The sequence below is a fragment of the Picosynechococcus sp. PCC 7002 genome (assembly GCF_963860125.1).
GTDB lineage: Bacteria > Cyanobacteriota > Cyanobacteriia > Cyanobacteriales > MRBY01 > MRBY01.
This window is the reverse complement of record NZ_CAWLFA010000001.1, coordinates 657,558-674,736: the sequence shown is the minus strand read 5'-3', so window position 1 is coordinate 674,736 and position 17,179 is coordinate 657,558. Positions and strand designations below refer to the sequence as shown.

The 17,179-nt window shown below is 46.3% G+C and carries 17 protein-coding genes and 1 riboswitch; of the genes, 15 read left to right on the top strand and 2 right to left on the bottom strand.

Going from position 1 to position 17,179, the window contains the following annotated elements; all coding sequences use genetic code 11:
• Positions 1-66: 66 nt before the first annotated feature.
• Positions 67-510, bottom strand: a complete 444-nt coding sequence (gene cynS / locus AACQ84_RS03260; protein WP_012306272.1) for a cyanase — start codon at positions 508-510, stop codon at positions 67-69.
• A gap of 475 nt (positions 511-985) precedes the next feature.
• On the opposite strand from cynS, the gene AACQ84_RS03255 reads away from it, so the two are divergent.
• The 3 genes from AACQ84_RS03255 to AACQ84_RS03245 all read left to right on the top strand — a co-directional run bounded on the left by AACQ84_RS03255 (position 986) and on the right by AACQ84_RS03245 (position 2,897).
• The gene (locus AACQ84_RS03255) at positions 986-2,017 is read left to right on the top strand and encodes an isochorismatase (RefSeq protein WP_012306271.1); all 1,032 of its coding nucleotides are present in this window, start codon (positions 986-988) and stop codon (positions 2,015-2,017) included.
• Between the two features lie 92 nt (positions 2,018-2,109).
• Positions 2,110-2,385: a helix-turn-helix domain-containing protein gene (locus AACQ84_RS03250; RefSeq protein ID WP_012306270.1), complete on the top strand. Its 276-nt coding sequence runs from the start codon at positions 2,110-2,112 to the stop codon at positions 2,383-2,385.
• The gene (locus AACQ84_RS03245) at positions 2,382-2,897 is read left to right on the top strand and encodes a TolB family protein (protein ID WP_012306269.1); all 516 of its coding nucleotides are present in this window, start codon (positions 2,382-2,384) and stop codon (positions 2,895-2,897) included. The genes AACQ84_RS03250 and AACQ84_RS03245 overlap by 4 nt, the downstream gene beginning before the upstream one ends.
• Before the next feature lie 94 nt (positions 2,898-2,991).
• Here AACQ84_RS03245 and AACQ84_RS03240 read toward each other — a convergent pair whose 3' ends face one another.
• A complete protein-coding gene (locus tag AACQ84_RS03240; protein ID WP_012306268.1) occupies positions 2,992-3,720 on the bottom strand; it encodes a phycobilisome rod-core linker polypeptide in 729 nt (242 codons plus the stop codon).
• 969 nt (positions 3,721-4,689) lie between these two features.
• On the opposite strand from AACQ84_RS03240, the gene AACQ84_RS03235 reads away from it, so the two are divergent.
• The 12 genes from AACQ84_RS03235 (at position 4,690) to thrS (ending at position 17,171) form a co-directional block, all read left to right on the top strand.
• The gene (locus AACQ84_RS03235; RefSeq protein WP_012306267.1) at positions 4,690-5,844 is read left to right on the top strand and encodes a D-alanine--D-alanine ligase family protein; all 1,155 of its coding nucleotides are present in this window, start codon (positions 4,690-4,692) and stop codon (positions 5,842-5,844) included.
• Between the two features lie 68 nt (positions 5,845-5,912).
• Positions 5,913-6,059: riboswitch (cobalamin riboswitch) on the top strand.
• 364 nt (positions 6,060-6,423) lie between these two features.
• Complete coding sequence (locus AACQ84_RS03230) at positions 6,424-8,394, top strand: TonB-dependent receptor plug domain-containing protein (protein WP_012306266.1); 1,971 nt, start codon at positions 6,424-6,426, stop codon at positions 8,392-8,394.
• A gap of 39 nt (positions 8,395-8,433) precedes the next feature.
• On the top strand, positions 8,434-9,201 hold the full coding sequence (locus tag AACQ84_RS03225; protein WP_012306265.1) for a phosphodiesterase: 768 nt from the start codon (positions 8,434-8,436) through the stop codon (positions 9,199-9,201).
• A gap of 11 nt (positions 9,202-9,212) precedes the next feature.
• Complete coding sequence (locus tag AACQ84_RS03220; RefSeq protein ID WP_012306264.1) at positions 9,213-10,427, top strand: ABC transporter substrate-binding protein; 1,215 nt, start codon at positions 9,213-9,215, stop codon at positions 10,425-10,427.
• Complete coding sequence (locus tag AACQ84_RS03215) at positions 10,424-11,476, top strand: iron ABC transporter permease (RefSeq protein ID WP_012306263.1); 1,053 nt, start codon at positions 10,424-10,426, stop codon at positions 11,474-11,476. Before AACQ84_RS03220 ends, AACQ84_RS03215 begins: the two co-directional genes overlap by 4 nt.
• Positions 11,477-11,662: 186 nt before the next feature.
• Positions 11,663-12,613, top strand: a complete 951-nt coding sequence (locus tag AACQ84_RS03210) for a DUF4365 domain-containing protein (protein WP_012306262.1) — start codon at positions 11,663-11,665, stop codon at positions 12,611-12,613.
• Between the two features lie 338 nt (positions 12,614-12,951).
• Positions 12,952-13,194 (top strand): DUF433 domain-containing protein, encoded by a 243-nt coding sequence (locus AACQ84_RS03205; RefSeq protein WP_012306261.1) that lies wholly within the window; start codon positions 12,952-12,954, stop codon positions 13,192-13,194.
• Positions 13,178-13,552, top strand: a complete 375-nt coding sequence (locus tag AACQ84_RS03200) for a DUF5615 family PIN-like protein (protein ID WP_012306260.1) — start codon at positions 13,178-13,180, stop codon at positions 13,550-13,552. The genes AACQ84_RS03205 and AACQ84_RS03200 overlap by 17 nt, the downstream gene beginning before the upstream one ends.
• Before the next feature lie 178 nt (positions 13,553-13,730).
• Positions 13,731-14,213 (top strand): crossover junction endodeoxyribonuclease RuvC, encoded by a 483-nt coding sequence (locus AACQ84_RS03195; protein ID WP_012306259.1) that lies wholly within the window; start codon positions 13,731-13,733, stop codon positions 14,211-14,213.
• An 88-nt stretch (positions 14,214-14,301) separates the two neighbouring features.
• Entirely contained in the window at positions 14,302-14,565 is a 264-nt protein-coding gene (locus tag AACQ84_RS03190) for a hypothetical protein (protein WP_041443351.1), read from the top strand.
• Positions 14,566-14,749: 184 nt separating this feature from the next.
• Positions 14,750-15,016 carry a hypothetical protein gene (locus AACQ84_RS03185; RefSeq protein ID WP_012306258.1) on the top strand — a complete coding sequence of 89 codons (267 nt, stop codon included), beginning with the start codon at positions 14,750-14,752 and terminating at the stop codon, positions 15,014-15,016.
• Positions 15,017-15,356: 340 nt separating this feature from the next.
• Positions 15,357-17,171 carry a threonine--tRNA ligase gene (gene thrS, locus AACQ84_RS03180; RefSeq protein ID WP_012306257.1) on the top strand — a complete coding sequence of 605 codons (1,815 nt, stop codon included), beginning with the start codon at positions 15,357-15,359 and terminating at the stop codon, positions 17,169-17,171.
• Positions 17,172-17,179: the final 8 nt, after the last annotated feature.

Here is a 17,179-nt window from a genome sequence, read left to right as displayed (position 1 = left end):
AGGGACTTTGCTATGTACATCAAGCTTAAAACTCAAAAAAGAAAAACCCAATCACTTTTCAATGGCTTACCATTTTTTGTAGGGTAAAAATTTGCCGCACATGGTTACTTGCACGCGATCGCCTTTGGGGTCTTCGACCTTATCCACTTCAATGGAAAAATCAATGGCACTCATGATCCCATCGCCGAATTTTTCGTGGATCACTGCTTTGACGGGCATCCCATACACTTGCATGATTTCGTAGAAGCGATAGATCAATGGATCGGTGGGAATGACGGGCTCTAGGGAACCTTTGAGGGGCGGTTCGGTAAGTGCTGCGGCGAAATCTTCCGGTAAACCGACGGCGGTGACGAGGGTTTTTGCTTCCGTCTCATCGGCACTGGCTTGACGGTAGAATACAGCAGCGACCCAAGTTTCATCGCGGCCAACTTTTTCGCCGAGGGTCGCAAAATTAAGACCTGTTGCTTTTTTGGCAGCAAGTAACTTTTCGGTAATTACGGCGATCGCCATAGAAATGTTTCTCCGTTATCAAATAAATTCAACTGCACAGAATTGGCGGACAATTTGAGTAATTAATCAGAGCAAATTTGTCCGGGCCAGATCACGAAATATCAGCCTCTAACTTGATTTACTGAAATAATTTTTGTGAGGAAAATGTTCCAGTAAGTGTTAGGAGGAAGACTTTTGTGGAGTGGTTGCTTGCTATTAAACGGTTTAAAAAATCAACGCAATGTAATTAAAGATACGCTTTTAAATGGCAACAATTGTATGTTGAACCTGGGAAACTATAACAAAAATCAACACTTCACGACAAAAGCACATCGAATCAATCCTAAAAATACATGATGCAAATTGTCGCTCCGGCCGATGTAACTAAAGCTGGGCGATCGCCTTTCCCTCGGCTGACCCCGATTTGACAATGTGTTTTTAAAACACCACAATAAGGGTGTGGCGAAAATATCTGTTGCCAATTGAGGTGTCGATGATGGCGAACCAACTACCCATTCCTGCTTTTTTTAATCCCCAGACCGTTGGTGAGATCTGGCGTGTCCCCTATCTAGACCGGGCTGCCGCGGCTGAAACCTGGGCCAAGGAACACGGGATTCAGCCGGCCACCACTGACCGCTGTCGTGTTTGCCTGCTGGTGGTCGATGTGCAGAATACCTTTTGTATCCCGGAGTTTGAGCTGTTTGTCGGCGGCCAATCGGGACTGGGGGCCGTGGAAGATAACCGACGTTTGTGTGAATTTATCTACCGAAATCTCGGAACAATTACCACCATTACCCCTACCATGGACACCCACAAGGCGGTGCAAATTTTTCACCCGGTCTTTTGGGTCAATGGAGCGGGCGAACATCCCCAACCCGCGAGCAATATCAGCTTTGCGGAGGTTGAACAGGGTCTTTGGCGCGTCAATCCGGCGATCGCCTTTAGTACGAAGCGCGACTACGAAGACTTACAACAATATGCCCGTCACTACACCGCCCAACTCAGCCAAGCAGGGAAATATCCCCTGACGATTTGGCCCTACCACGCCATGCTCGGAGGAATTGGCCATGCCCTTGTGCCAGCGGTGGAAGAGGCTCTGTTTTTCCATAACTTAGTGCGCCATAGCCAAACCCATTTTGAAATTAAAGGAGATAATCCCCTCACGGAAAATTATTCTGCGTTGCGGCCAGAGGTCTTAGACGATGCCCAGGGACAACCCATTGCCCAGGAAAATACCCGTTTCCTGCAAAAATTGTTGGCCTTTGATGCGCTGATTATTGCGGGGCAAGCGAAAAGCCACTGTCTAGCCTGGACGGTGGACGATTTACTCTCGGAAATTTTGCGTCACGATCCAGCCTTGGCAAAGAAAGTTTATCTTTTGGAGGACTGTACTTCTCCGGTCGTGATTCCTGGGGTAGTTGATTTTACGGCCCAGGCCGATCAAGCCTTTGATCGATTTGCCGCAGCCGGGATGCAGCTTGTCAGTTCGACGATGGCGATCGCCGATTTTCCGGGGTTAAATCTTTAGTTGTCTGGGGGAGGGAATTGTGTACAATCTAGCCAATGTGAAAACCTCCCCTACAATAGGAAAATAACAATACACAGACAAAAGAAGGGTCTATGGCTACGGAAAAGACGGCAAGTGAAGCGGCTTTATCGGAACGGGAGATCGAAATTGTCGATTTGGTGGCAGCGGGTCTGACGAACCATGAGATTGCGGCGCGCCTCGACATTAGCAAGCGCACGGTGGACAACCACATTAGTAATATTTTGACAAAAACGGCGACGGATAATCGCGTTTCCCTGGTGCGCTGGGCGTTACAGTGGGGGAAAGTGTGCCTGGATAATGTGAACTGTTGTGCCCTCCCGAATCAGTCCGCTACCTCAGATTCATGAACCATGCTTGGGCGATCGCCCTTCTAGGGGTTTTGTGTATCGGCTGCCAGAGTACCAGTTTTGTGACGCCCCCAGCCGACCCCCTTGGCAATAATCTCAATAGTCTCCACAGCGAAAAAAATCCCCGCCTTTCCGATGAAGGCCGTTATCTAGTCTTTAGTAGCGATCGCCGCCAACAACGGCGTATTTTTTTGTATGATCTCGCCCAACGTAAGCTTTTGCCCCTGCCCGGTTTAAACCAACCCAATGTGTTCTATGACCAGCCAGACATTAGCCGCAATGGTCGCTTCATTGTCTACACTTCCGAGCAGGAAGGAAAAACCAATATTTATCTCTACGACCGCCAAGCGTTCCAGAGCCAAAATCTGACCCGTACCTACATCGGTCAAGTGCGTAATCCTACCGTTAGCGGCGATGGTCGTTGGGTCGCCTTTGAAGGCGATCGCACGGGGCAATGGGATATTGAAGTGATTGATCGCGGTGTTCAACCGGATTTAGTCGAAGCAGAATGAACCAAACCCCAAGATCTGCTCCTGTTCGGTCTTGAGGTTGAAATTTATGTATTGTGCAAGGAATTGAAGTCTTGCCCTCAATCGAGCCATAGGCCTACAGCTTAATGATTTCAAAAGCGGCCAAAGCAACGGCGATCGCCCCTAAAATCAAGGTGCCAGCTCCAGCAATGGTAACCGTTTTCCCAATTACACTGACCCAAGTAGGAGCAACCCATGGCGTTTCATCCCGTTCTTGGAAATAGCCCAGATCTTCTAATTGTTGACGATAATCAGCGTCATAACGGGGCATCCGTGCAAAGGGTAAATTTCCTTCTGTGCGTTGGGGTAAGATGCGTCGCCGCTGATAAGGAACAGTATCTAAGCCAAAATTGTCGAGATATTCCTCAGAGTTTAAGAGAGCATTCACAAAGCCATTTAAGCCCTGGGTCGCCAACAAAATTGACCAAGAAAGAACCTCTTTCTGACCATAAACATCCCGGCCCAGTACCCGCTGCACGCACATCCGCACAAAGCGATAGTTATTGTTCACGTCATAGTTCCGTTGCCGAAAAGACTCAGACAATAACAACGCCCGGATAAAGTCTTGAACGGTAATAAAACCTGATTTCAGCTTAGATTCTTGAACTTTCAGGCGATTTTGTTCAAGCATCTGCTGCTCATTGAAAATTTGACGATAGGCCGCCTGGATTAAGGTCTCAAAATCTGTTTTTGCAAAAGCCGATTCCACGCTAAATTGCTTGGGACTTTCTTCACTGCCGATAAAAAAATCTTGTACCCGTTGATTCTGAGAGCTTGGTTCGTAGGTCAATAGAGGTATAGTCATTTTTTTATAGTAAGTATTGACTTTAGAAAATGAAAAGAATTAAGTTTATAAAAACTATAGACTAGACCAGGCAAAGTTTCGGGAAAGTTGCTTTTTTTAAAGTAAGGTTTATTTTTCTTAAGTTTTCACCACAATCCCCCTAAGGGTCTATGGACAATAGTGCATTCGCCATTTAAGAAAGTATGATTTTTCTCTATTTTTAGTTGCCAATTACAATAAGAAAACAAAAATCATATAACGATTCATAACTCAGACAATCTCACAAATATCATTGACAAATAAAGAAATAATTCTTGTTTGATTAGGAAAATATAAGCCTAATTCCCGGAGGTTTTATTGACTTAAATATTGGTCTCTTTGGATCTTTTGCCAGGGATGAAGCGGTAAGCATAAGTACTATTAAGATCGTTATCGAAATGGAAACAAATTGACGCAGCCAATCTTTTGAAAATTATGTCAAGCACCGCAATTCATCGCCTTGGTAGCTGATCTCCTGATGAATCATTGTGGCTGTATCCATCGATTGAGCATTGACCACTCCATAGCTGGGTGAGGAGGGTGCTCGTGACCTGTGCGGCACTTCCATTGGTGGGGAGTTTGTTTAATGGGTTCGAGGGTCGTGTCGTCACACCATTAGTGGGCGTAGGAGGAGACGGTTTTCTATTGGGGAAAATTACGGGGCAGTAAGCGCTAGATAATACTACCCGTAGAGGAGATAAAAGCGTGTATGAACAACCTGGCGCAGGTCAGTGGGACAGGAGCTTGCTAGATTGAACTGGGGGAAGTAGGGGTTTGATGAGAGACCATTGGTCATTGGTGAGGTCTGTCGGATAGGATGCAGACATGATTTTTTTGTTTAGAGATTTTAGTACTTTTAAAGACTCAATCTCTTTTTTTCTGCCTGCCATATCTTTCTCAGGGATCCTCTAAAATAACAAAACTGCTCAGAATTGTGGGAAAGTCACGTTAATGATGGGATTTGTTTACGATTTCAGTCAACTACCAAACTACCTTGAAATTCTCCGGAAAAAGTTAAGAATTGCTGTAATTCATGGGGGTGACAAAGCAGCGCAGGGGGCTGTGATCTACCAAACCCACAATCCCCGCTCCACCAAAACCTACGAAGTGGTAGCCCATGACATTGCCGCGGCCCTCGAAGATTTAGGGTTTCAGCACGTGTTTGTGTTGCCCGATGATGCGACATTAGGCGATCGCCTCCGGAAACATCAAATTCATCTGGCTTGGCTGAATACTGGTGGGGTGCAGGGTTACAATCCCGTCTGCCACACCCCGGCAATTTTAGAAATGTTGGGAGTACCCTATATCGGCCATAACCCTTTAAATAGCTCGATTTTAGATAATAAACACAGCTTTAAACGGGAACTGCAAGGGCTCGGTTTTCCCACTGCGCCGTTCATGATTTGGCATCCAGCCCAGGGGAAATTTACTGCCAAGGACAACGCTCGTTTCCAGCAGACTTTTGGCGATTACCAGGGCAGTTTTCTGGTTAAACCCGTGTCTGGTCGTGCCTCTTTGAACATTCATTTTGTGGATCAGCCCCAGGATCTCGGTGAGGCGATCGCCAACATACATCAGCAAACCCACAACACCGCTTTGATTGAACCCTTCTTAACCGGGCGCGAATTTTGTGTCTCTGTGTGTGGCTATGTGCGCCATCGTCAAGGGCAGTTTGAAAAATTAGAATCTCCCTTTACGTTTTCGATTTTAGAGCGTCTTTTAGAAGCCGATGAAAAGATTTTTACCTCGATGGATAAAAAGGCAATTACAGGCCAAAGAATTCGCTTTTTAGATGACAGTGACCCAGCCAAAAAAAAGCTAGCAAAACTCGCCCAACAAGTCTACTGGGAATTTAGTTTAAATGCCTTAATTCGTATCGATGCCCGGATGGATGCGATGGGAAATATCCAAATTTTAGAGGCTAATCCCAAACCCGATCTTAAGCGGCCCGCTGCCAACGTCACCAGCTTGGTTGCCCAGGGACTATCAGAAGAGGGAATGACCTACGAGGATTTAATTTTGTCGCTGATTAGCGATCGCCTGGATTATTTATTGACCAACCACGCCCAGATTATCCCCCACATTACGGCCCTGCTTAATCCCTAAAGGTGCTTTTCTCCCAAGGCTCAAGGGGACTTCATAAATCTATTTACATTGGGGGCGATCGCCTGCTATATAATTAGACTCTGTTCGGTTTTATCGGGGATCAGCCGATAAAAGCAATGGGGAAAGAACGGTGCAAATCCGTCGCTGTCCCGCAGCTGTAAGGAAATTTTCAGCAATTTCTAAGTCAGAATGCCCGCCGAGCCAAGCATAAACGTTTTAGTAATTACCCATCTGCGAGGTACGGATGATGTTTTCTTTTAGCACTCAATCTTTTTCTGCTGCCCATAATTTCTATCTTCTGAGACTGCAATATCGCCGCAATCAGCAAACCCAGTCTCGTTAGCGAGTTTGTCTTAAACATTGCTTTAACCCGTTATTCCATCAGCATTAGCCTCATTCAATGAGGTTGAGAAATGCATTGATTTTGGCAAACCAGAAAAAATCGACGATATTTTGATCGCTCAACTGCTTTGCTTTTCTTAAGGTTATTGACCAAGGCTTTTTATGACTCAAAAGTCTTGCCATTGCTCCATGAATTCTGCCTTCATTACATTAAAAATTAGCCCAAAATATTCTTAGATGACGTCATTTTTTACGACCCAGACGATTTGTTTTACGATTGTTTGTTTTCTCTGTAGTAGTACCGCTGTTTTTGCTCAAGAAGAAAACGATCTAGATGATGAACAAGAGACCGTTGATTTTGAACTAACGGTCATTGACCAGCTATTAAATCAACCTGTATATGCTCCGTCACGCCAGGAAGAAACGGTTCAAGATGCGACCCGTGCGGCCTATGTGATTAACCGGGAGCAAATTGAAGCCCAAGGGTATCGCACCGTCAACGAAGCCTTGAAATATTTCCCTGGGATTTTTATTGATAGCACGGCTGGATCTCGCCTCGGTGCCCAAAGTTCGCAAATTTTTCGGGGGGCCAATAGTTCTTCCCAAACATTAATTTTGCTCGATGGCAGACCGCTGAATCGTTTCGATTCAGGGAACTTTGATCTGTCTAATTTGACTACCGATAATGTCGAACGCATTGAATTAATCCCTGGGGGCAGTTCGGTGTTGTTTGGTTCCAATGCCATCGGCGGCGTGATTAATATTGTGACGCGCCAACCCGGATTTAACCAACCAGTTGCAGTAGAGATCGGGGTCGATCTGGGGAGCTTTGGCTACAATCGCCAAAATGTTGGGGTGAGTTTTGGTGCGGAAACCCAGGCAGTGCGACTGGCCTATGACCGCACCGCCGCAGAAAATGATTTTGACTATGACATTGCAGCACGGGGTTTGTCGGGTGTCCGGGATAATGCGGCGACGAATATCCAAAACGTGAATCTCCAGGTGGTTAATCAGTTAGGCGATCGCCACCGGTTGCGCTTCAACGGCATCTACAGCAGTAAGGATTTAGAAATTCCGAGCAGTGTTTCTTCCCCAAGTCCAAATGCAACCCAATACGACAATAATTGGTTACTTTCTCTGGATTTGGAGTCTCGCCTGGGGAATAGCGATGATTCTCTGCTGACGACAAGATTATTTGCAGATCTGAATGATTTTCGTTTCTTTGATGAGAATCAATTTGGGACAACCGATGCCCGCTATGAAAACAATTCTTTTGGTGCCCAGATTCAGCACAATTGGCAACTAAATGAAACCCAAAATCTCACCTATGGTTTTGATTACCGCTATTTGACTGCAAAAGCAGAGGATCCTGGCGTATTTGGCTTTAGTTACGACGAAAACCTCAGTCAAGGGGCCATTTTTGCCCGCTATGGCCTGGATATTACCCCGGAACTGACTTTAAATCTGGGCGTGCGCCAGGACTTTAATAGTTTGGCCGATGGTTCCGTCACATCACCCAGTGCAGGGTTTGCCTGGCAAGTGGGAGACTCCACCCGAATTCGGGGGAACTATGCCCGTAATTTCCGGGTGCCAACTGCCGTGGATCTCTATTTTCCGGGGTTTAGCAATCCTGATTTAGTGCCGGAACTGGGGAATAGTTTTGATCTGGGTGTTGACCACCGTTTTTCGGATCGTGCTTTGGTGCGGCTGACCTATTTTAATAACACCCTCGATGATGCCATCGTCTTTGATCTTGGGACATTCACTCCCCAAAATGTCCGGAAAGCCCGCAATCAAGGTTTAGAAGCAGAGGTGACGTTGCAATTGTCCCGATCTCTTTCTGCCTTTGCTAATTACACTTGGAACAACTCAGAAATTCTTGCCGATGCTGATCCGACGGTGGTTGGTAATGAGGTCGCCTTTGCGGGGACAGATTATTTCAATGTGGGTCTTGCCTACGAAAATCCCCAGGGAATTTATGCCGGAATTTTCCTGAAACGGGTGGGTGATCGCCTGACGAATAATGCCAATACTGAATCCTTGGCAGGCTACACAAACTTGGATCTGCGGGCGCGCTATCCCATCAGTGATACCGTAAATTTAACGGCGAGTGTCGAAAATTTGTTTGATGCGGATTTTGAAACATTCCCCGCTTACCCTGGAGTGGGGCGCAGGTTCCAGATCGGTGTCAATGCCCAATTCCGTTAAATTGCTCCGTTTCGTCCCCTATTGTTCCCACGATTTTCCATGGTTCTCATTGCCCAGATTACTGATACCCACCTCCTCGATCACCCAGAGGCCGAAATGCGCGGCGTGAAAACCGATGCCTCTTTTCAAGCAGTCTTAGCGGCGGTGCAACAGTTTAAACCAGATCGGCTGATTTTGACCGGGGATTTGGCCCACCACGGTGAGGCGATCTCCTACGAAAGGCTACGGGATTTGGTCGAAGCGACCCAGATTCCCAGCTATTGGCTGCCAGGGAACCACGACGATCCAGAACTGATGGCCGGGATTTTGCAGGGAGATTATCTTTCGCCAGACAAGAACGTTGCTTTGGGGAACTGGAAACTGTTGCTGTTGGATTCGTTTCTTGAGAACCCAGAATATGGCGAGGGTTTTTTAGATACGGCGCAACTGGCCTGGCTCGCTGAAAGGTTAGAACATCATCAAAATTCTCCGGTGGCGATCGCCATCCATCACCATGTGGTGCCAGCGGGGGTTGATTGGCTCGATCAAATCGATATGACCAACCGCGCCGAGTTTTGGCAGATTGTGCAACATCATCCCCAGGTAAAAACGGTTTTCTTTGGTCACGTCCACCTGGAATACAGCGTCACCCAAGGGGGAATTCCTTGCTTTGGTACGCCATCAACTTGTACCCAAGTGACGCCCCCGGATCAGGAACCCATCGAAGGCGATCGCCAACTGTGGGAACAACCAGGTTTCCGTCTGTTTGAACTCCATGATGATGGTCGCTTCCAGACAAAAGTCCAACGCATTCCGTGGTTTGCGTAGGAGAAAAAACGATGCGTTTCCCCTTCTTGCCACACCGTTCGATTCCTCTGCTGGGCCTGGGTTTATCCCTGTGGCTAGGGGGTTGTGGCCCGACCCAACAAACCGTAGAAACCCCAACTTCGACGGCGGCCTGTGTCGAAAATTATGACCCGGCGGTGGATTATTTCCCGGATAAGGTGACGCCAGAATTTGCCAGGGGCTTTCAGGTGACATACCACGACCATTACAAAGTGGTGACGGTGCGGCAACCCTGGGAAACGGCCCAGCAGGATTTGACCTATGTTTTTGTGCAGTGTGGCACACCGATTCCAGAGGATTATCCAGGGGCGACCATCGTTGAAGTGCCCGTCAACCGGGTGATTGCCCTTTCGACGACCTATTTACCCCACCTGGATGTTTTGGGTCATTTAGAAAATTTAATTGGGGTCGGCGATCGCCAATTGATTTACAGTCCTGAAATTCGGGCGGCCATTGAAGCAGGTGAAATCAAAGAAGTGGGCAATCTCCAGCTAGACCGGGAAGCGATCCTCAGTCTCCAGCCCGATGTGATTTTGAACTATCGCCTCGATGCCAGCGAGGGGAACAATACCAGCGCCTTAGATTCCTTGGGGTTAACGGTGGTGTTAGACGCGGCCCACCTGGAACCCACTCCCCTGGGCCGGGCTGAATGGCTCAAGTTTACGGCTCTCCTCTTTAACGAAGAAGCTGAAGCCAATGAAACCTTTGGGGCGATCGCCAACCGTTACCAAGCCCTCGTGAACCAAGTCAAAGATCTAGAAACCACGCCGACGGTGCTGAGTGGGTCGCCTTACCAGGGGGTCTGGTATGTGCCGGGGGGCGAAAGCTATGTAGCCCAACTGCTGCGGGATGCAAACGTGAATTACCCCTGGGATGCGACAACGGCCCGCTTGAGCTTACCTCTAGATTTTGAGGCTGCTCTAGGTCGGGCAAAAACAGCGGATCTGTGGCTGAATGTGAATCCTGACTGGCAAACCACCGCCGATATTTTCCAGGAAGACCCGCGCTATAAACTGTTTGAGGCGGTACAAAACCAGCAAGTCTATGCCGCCAACAACCGGGTTGCGCCTGGGGGAGGTAATGATTTTTGGGAAGGAGGCACCCTCAATCCCGATGTGATCCTCGCCGATGTGATCAAAATCGCCCACCCGGATCAATTACCTGACCACGAGCTTTATTATTACCGTCACTTGCAAGATTCCCCGTGAAAATTCCCTACACCACGACCCCTTTAACTTGTTTGTCCCTACCGGAACTGCGGTGGCGATCGCCCTCGTTATTTATCCTGCTGGGGGGATTATGGGGGGTTTTATTTTTCCTCAGTTTGAGTCTAGGCTCGACGACCATTCCCTGGGATCAACTTTTGGCGATCGCCTTGGGTCAACCCATTGACAATCCGGTGTGGGCAGAAATCGTTTGGCAACTGCGCTTTCCACGGGCGATCGCCGCCACCTTTGCCGGGGCAGCCCTGGGGATTAGCGGCCTCCAGATGCAAACCCTGTTTAATAATCCCCTCGCTGGCCCCTTTGTGTTGGGCATCAATTCTGGGGCGAGTTTGGGGGTGGCCCTGGTGCTGTTGGGAACGGGTTTTATGGGCGGTCTTTTTGGAAATTTGAGTGTGGCGATGGCGGCGAGTTTAGGGGCGGTGGCGGTGTTGCTGCTCGTTTTGGCGATCGCCCGTCGAATTCCCCACAATGGCACCCTACTAATTTTGGGGTTGATGCTCGGCTATGTCAGCAATTCCCTCGTCACATTGTTGCTGCACTTTAGCCCCACGGAAGCGCTGCGCCTGTATCTCAGTTGGACATTTGGCAGCTTCGCGGAAATCCAGCGGGAACAGTTGCCCATTTTTATGGTGTTAATTTTTGCGGGGGGACTGCTGGCTTTTTTTCAGGCGAAACCTTTGAATGCGCTTCTTCTCGGCAAACAATATGCCCAAAGCGTGGGCCTCAACCTCAAGGCAACCCGTCGTCACATTATTGTCAGCACTGCTCTCCTGGCGGGATCTGTCACGGCATTTTGTGGCCCGATTTCTTTCCTGGGGATTGCGGTGCCGCACCTCTGCCGGGGTTTACTGAAAACGGTTGATCATCGGCTTTTGGTGCCAGCGGTAACTTTATTGGGGTCTAGTCTAGCGTTGCTGGCGGATATTATTGTGCAATTGCCGGGCAGTGAATTAACGTTACCCTTGAATACGGTGACAGCGATGTTTGGTGCGCCAATTATTGTGATCTTAATTTTGCGTCGCCATCGTTAGTAAAACACTAAAAATCCAGAAATATTCCATATAAAAGCAACAGAGAGAATGTTATTACAGAAAGCATCCATGTAATTCTTAGTTAAACAGCCAAGTTCAGGTTGCTCTGAGATGTTACTTGCCTGACTTTTCCTTATTCTTAAGGACAGTTAAGTTAAGATTGTGGGGGAAATCTCTAGTATTGTAATGAGCAAGTTACCCAAACGCATTAAATCTCAAAAAATTGGTGTCAGTGCTGCCGATCTATTGAGTTCCGTCTTTGCCAAATTTTGCAACATTATTCCTGTCCCTCAAGATAGAGATCTCGGCATCGACTTCATCTGTGAAATCATGCAGGGAGAACATCCAACTGGAAAACTATTTAATATTCAGTGTAAAGGTAAAGAAGAAGTAAAAGTAAATGGCAATTCGATAACAGCCTCAATTAAAGTAAGTACTCTCAATTATTGGTTACTTCAATCAAATCCGACATTTCTAATCATTGTTGATTGTCAAAATAACCTATTTTACTGGTCTTTTCCCCAAGATTTTCTTGGTTCTCTTCGTAAAAATTGGCAGCGTCAAAAAAACGTTTCGATTCCAGTTTCCACCGAAAATTGCTTTGAGCAGCATATAAACACTTTGCCAAAACAATTAATCTCGATAGTTAATTCACAAGCATCTGCTACTCCTAAAAATGGTGATTATCTTGAGACGTTGATACTTGCAGACGCAGTAAATAAAGCTACTAATTATGGATTATCTATTCTGAGAGCGCCTTTCCACCGACCTTTTCAATATCTTGGAATGCCTTTAGCAGATGCTGCAAGGGCAGTTGGTAGCACGCCTAATGAAGTAGGCAATATTATTGTCGATTCTGAGCAAATTTATATGTTGTTGGAGGCGGAAGGAAATTTCATTAATTATGTGGATGCCAAGTTAAAAAAGACTTCGCCTTGGAGCATGAAACGTTCATTTGATTCTGAAGCAATTTTGGGAATATTCAGTATCAATCCATCTGAGTTAGAATTAGCTCGAAAGCAAATACATTTCCACACTTATTACGACCACATGAGGAAGTTGAAAATTGGCGTATCTTGTCAGTATGAAGGTGCACCGCTATCCGTAGGATTTAGCAGTAAATACTACAGAGCGTGAATTAAGTTTTTAGACTTAGATTTGATACTGTCTAATAATTTGAGTACAGTAGATTGACCAAAGACTCTTGGATAGAATGTACAAGTATTGATAACTCCTCACCTGAATCGTTAAAAAGTTGTCACAAATGAAAGGAATGGAATGATAAGGTGATCGCTGATGAGTTTTACCTTCTAAACCATGGCAAGAAGTTGTAGCTGGGAATGGCGATCGCCATCGTCGTAAGTTCGGTTGAGTAACAGTCATCCTTGTCCGTAGGCTATTATCATATTTGAAGCGCAACCCAACAATACATACTGGGACTGCTCTTTAGCGTCGAACGAGCTAGAGTTAATTCCATGAAATTAGACCGTATCAGCAGCAATCCCAATCGGATGAATGGACAACCTTGCATTCGTGATACGCGCCTTACAGTACGTCGCGTGCTTGAACTACTGGCAACTTATCCCGATCACCAAGAACTGTTACAAGAGTTTCCCGAACTGGAAGAGGCTGATATCCAAGAAGCCTTGATTTTTGCCTCCTCTTATTTGGATGATCGCATTTTAGAACTACCTCAAAGTGATGAAACTGCTGCTTGATCAGGGCTTGCCACGTTCTGCGGCAACGTTGCTCAGTGAGGCTGGAATCGATACGATTCACGTTGCTGAGATTGGTTTGTCGGCAGCAGATGACACCGATATCCTTCAAAGAGCAAAAGATGATGAGCGTGTAGTTGTTACTCTTGATGCCGACTTCCATGCTTTACTGGCTCTAAGTGAAGCGGCTTCTCCTTCCGTAATTCGCATCCGCATTGAAAGATTGCGTGCTCAAGCGTTGACCAATCTGCTCTTAAAAGTTCTTGGTGAAGTGACAGAGGATTTGGAACAGGGGGCGATTGTGACAGTTGAAACGAGTCGAGTTCGTATGCGCCGTCTCCCATTGATGAAAGAATACTAAATTCAACCGTTAAAAGGTTATCACAGGCAAAAAAATAGAAGAATAAAGCGATCGCCCTACATTGATCGTAAGTTACAAGAACTTTGAGGGTTTTGGAGTTTCAACCGTACTGGAAGTGTGCTTTGAATGTCATGCTAGATTTGTAACTGAATAAATATCTTGTAAAAATTGTTTTGCCATGAAGCGTTGGCTTGGCATTGATCCTGGTTTAGCGATTATTGGCTGGGCGGTTCTCGAAGAACAGGGGCAAACGCTGCCACAAATTCTTGATTACGGCATTATCGAAACAGCCAAAGATTTATCGACGCCCCAACGACTCCTAGAGATTGAACAGGACTACACAGAAATTTTGGGGGAATTTCACCCAGAGGCGATCGCCATCGAGATGCCCTTCTTTAGCCGTCAGATCAAAGCCGCAGGAGGCGTGTTGCAGGGCCTAGGCATTTTAAACTTGGTTAGCCTGCGAGAATTAAACATCGAACCGATTTATCTGCACCAATCCAGTTGGAAATGCCACATTGGTAATGCAAAGGCCGATAAGCGGGAAGTGGCGACCCTCGTGCAGTCGATTTTTGGGATGGAGACGATGCCTATCGATGATAGTGTCGACGCCATTGCGATCGCCTATGCCGCCGCCTGTGGCTTACGGAATAACATTTGACCCTGGTAGCTTTTTAGGGTCATTTTTTTGGTAGACTTTCTAGGATAGCCTCAAAATCATAAAATACTAACTAATAATAAAATTAAACATGAATAAAATTATCCTAGCTTCTCTAATAGCTGGATTATTGATGAGTTGTGGAAAGAATTCATCTAATACTACTGTAGAGTTACAGGAATCAGAATCTATTACTACAGCAGATAATCTTAAATCTTCTGAAGACTCAAATGTTAATTACACTGTAATTAAAGATTCTAATATGGGGAGTATCAAGAGGAGTGTAGAAGTAATGCTAGAAGAGAAAATCACTGAAGAAGAATTACAAATATTGGCTAATTCTCATAAGAGATAGTGATTCTTCTAATTATGAAAGAACTTTTATTGGTTATCGTGTAAAAGGAGAAGACAATAACGCTTATTGGGCTACAACACACTTTGATCCTAATTTAGAAGTTAAAATACTTGGCTTATCAAAAGCAGAAGAAGAAAATTTAGCAAAATCTTCAGATTCTGATGAGGATGAAGACAAAGATATCTTGGGTGTATGGTTAGATGATCGCGCTTATATTAGCTCTAAGATAAGAATTTATTATTCCAAAGAAAATATTTTGTATTTTGAGAATACCTATACCGACGGCAGTTCTGGTGTTAAAGAAATGATATCTAAACCAATGGAAAATGGGAATTTACGTATAGAAGATAAAGATGGGAATGACTTTGGCGAGTACTTTATTATAAATGAACAAAGTCAACTTGAGTTCTGGAGTGAAAATGGAAACTTTTACACTGCTAAAAGTATTTAACAAGTTATATTTATTGGCTAAAATCACTAAAGCTATCTAAAAAATAAATTTATCTAAAAAATAAATTTTATTTAACAGGATTATTTGCTCTATTCGTTTATGTGATTATATTTTTTTCCTGTTTTGATTGTTCAAATTGATACTCTTAAAATCGATGCTCAGAGTCAACAGAATAATTCGATTATTAGAACCTAATGCGGCGATTGCCTATGCCGCCGCCTGTGGATTGCGCAACGAGATTCGGTAAAGGAAAAGTCCCCAGTCCAGCAGGGACAACGGATAATATAGAATGGCGACCTGCTAAACTTTTTGGAGCAATTTTAAGGAGCATATTTCAACCATGGATCAGGTGAATGGTGAACAACTCGAACCGATGAAACTTCCCAAAACCAGTGAATCAGACACCCTCAAGCGGATTCGTCACACCACCTCCCACGTCATGGCGATGGCAGTGCAAAAGCTATTTCCCGACGCCCAGGTCACCATTGGTCCTTGGACAGAGAATGGGTTTTACTACGATTTTGATAAGCCAGAACCCTTCACCGAAGCGGATCTCAAGGCAATCAAAAAAGAGATGGTAAAAATCGTCAAGAAAAAATTGCCTGTCGTTCGTGAAGAAATTTCCCGCGCCGAAGCCGAAAAACGGATCAAGGAAATTAACGAACCCTACAAACTCGAAATCCTCGCAGGAATTCACGACCCCATCACCCTCTACTACCTCGGCGATCAATGGTGGGATCTTTGTGCTGGCCCCCACGTGGAAAATACCGGTGATATTAACCCCAAGGCGATCGCCCTCGAATCGGTCGCCGGAGCCTACTGGCGGGGTGACGAAAATAACCAGCAACTCCAGCGTATTTACGGCACCGCTTGGGAAACCCCCGAACAGCTCAAAGAATACCAACGCCGCAAAGAGGAAGCCCTCAAACGCGACCACCGCAAACTCGGCAGAGAACTGGGTTTGTTTATGTTCTCCGATCAAGTCGGCCCCGGCTTACCCCTCTGGACGCCGAAGGGAACTTTGATCCGTTCCACCCTCGAAAATTTCCTCAAGGCAGAGCAAACTAAACGCGGCTACCAAGGTGTCGTGACTCCCCACATCGCCCGCGTGGATCTCTTTAAAGTATCCGGTCACTGGCAGAATTACCGCGAGGATATGTTCCCGATGATGGCGGATGGCGACGCAGAACGGGCGGCGGAACAGGGTTTTGTGATGAAGCCGATGAACTGCCCCTTTCACATCCAAATTTATAAGGATCAACTGCGTTCCTATCGGGAATTGCCGATCCGTTTGGCAGAATTTGGCACGGTTTATCGTTACGAGCAATCCGGTGAATTGGGTGGTTTAACGCGAGTGCGGGGCTTTACCGTGGACGATTCTCACCTTTTCGTTACGCCAGATCAACTGGAAGCAGAATTCTTTAACGTGGTTGATTTAATTTTGACCGTCTTTAAGAGTTTGCAACTGAAAAATTTCAAGGCGCGACTAAGCTTCCGTGACCCCAACTCCGATAAATATATTGGCTCCGATGAGGTCTGGGAAAAGGCGCAAAACGCAATCCGTAAAGCCGTCACCAAGCTCGACATGGACTATTTTGAAGCCGAAGGGGAAGCGGCGTTCTACGGCCCGAAACTGGACTTTATTTTCCAAGATGTCCTCGAACGGGAATGGCAATTGGGCACGGTACAGGTGGATTACAATCTCCCCGAACGGTTTGAATTGGAATATGTTACTGAGCATGGCGATCGCCAACGGCCGATCATGATCCACCGCGCGCCCTTCGGCTCCTTGGAGCGATTGATCGGCATTCTGATCGAAGAATATGCGGGTGATTTTCCTCTATGGCTCGCCCCCGAACAGGTCAGAATTCTTCCCGTCAGTGATGAATTTTACGATTACGCCAAGGAACAAGCCGCGAAACTGCAAGCTATGGGGATTCGGGCCGTGGCTGATGCCTCTGGGGAACGTCTGGGCAAATTGATCCGCAACGCCGAAAAACAGAAAATCCCCGTCATGGCGATCGCCGGGGCGAAGGAAGTCGAAGCCAATAGCCTCAGTATCCGCACCCGTGCCTCTGGGGAACTCGGTGCGATTCCGATGGAGGAAGTGATTTCCCGCCTCATCGAAGCCAACACGAACCACACCAATTTCTAATATCCGTA

What these genes read in the sequence shown, in the direction of transcription:
- AACQ84_RS03235 (WP_012306267.1), top strand. Translation starts at nt 4,690, where the DNA reads ATGATGGGATTTGTTTACGATTTCAGTCAACTACCAAACTACCTTGAA.
- AACQ84_RS03195 (WP_012306259.1), top strand. Translation starts at nt 13,731, where the DNA reads ATGAAGCGTTGGCTTGGCATTGATCCTGGTTTAGCGATTATTGGCTGG.
- cynS (WP_012306272.1), bottom strand. Translation starts at nt 510, where the DNA reads ATGGCGATCGCCGTAATTACCGAAAAGTTACTTGCTGCCAAAAAAGCA.
- AACQ84_RS03210 (WP_012306262.1), top strand. Translation starts at nt 11,663, where the DNA reads ATGAGCAAGTTACCCAAACGCATTAAATCTCAAAAAATTGGTGTCAGT.
- AACQ84_RS03225 (WP_012306265.1), top strand. Translation starts at nt 8,434, where the DNA reads ATGGTTCTCATTGCCCAGATTACTGATACCCACCTCCTCGATCACCCA.
- AACQ84_RS03205 (WP_012306261.1), top strand. Translation starts at nt 12,952, where the DNA reads ATGAAATTAGACCGTATCAGCAGCAATCCCAATCGGATGAATGGACAA.
- AACQ84_RS03220 (WP_012306264.1), top strand. Translation starts at nt 9,213, where the DNA reads ATGCGTTTCCCCTTCTTGCCACACCGTTCGATTCCTCTGCTGGGCCTG.
- AACQ84_RS03250 (WP_012306270.1), top strand. Translation starts at nt 2,110, where the DNA reads ATGGCTACGGAAAAGACGGCAAGTGAAGCGGCTTTATCGGAACGGGAG.
- AACQ84_RS03255 (WP_012306271.1), top strand. Translation starts at nt 986, where the DNA reads ATGGCGAACCAACTACCCATTCCTGCTTTTTTTAATCCCCAGACCGTT.
- AACQ84_RS03230 (WP_012306266.1), top strand. Translation starts at nt 6,424, where the DNA reads ATGACGTCATTTTTTACGACCCAGACGATTTGTTTTACGATTGTTTGT.
- thrS (WP_012306257.1), top strand. Translation starts at nt 15,357, where the DNA reads ATGGATCAGGTGAATGGTGAACAACTCGAACCGATGAAACTTCCCAAA.
- AACQ84_RS03190 (WP_041443351.1), top strand. Translation starts at nt 14,302, where the DNA reads ATGAATAAAATTATCCTAGCTTCTCTAATAGCTGGATTATTGATGAGT.
- AACQ84_RS03245 (WP_012306269.1), top strand. Translation starts at nt 2,382, where the DNA reads ATGAACCATGCTTGGGCGATCGCCCTTCTAGGGGTTTTGTGTATCGGC.
- AACQ84_RS03240 (WP_012306268.1), bottom strand. Translation starts at nt 3,720, where the DNA reads ATGACTATACCTCTATTGACCTACGAACCAAGCTCTCAGAATCAACGG.
- AACQ84_RS03200 (WP_012306260.1), top strand. Translation starts at nt 13,178, where the DNA reads ATGAAACTGCTGCTTGATCAGGGCTTGCCACGTTCTGCGGCAACGTTG.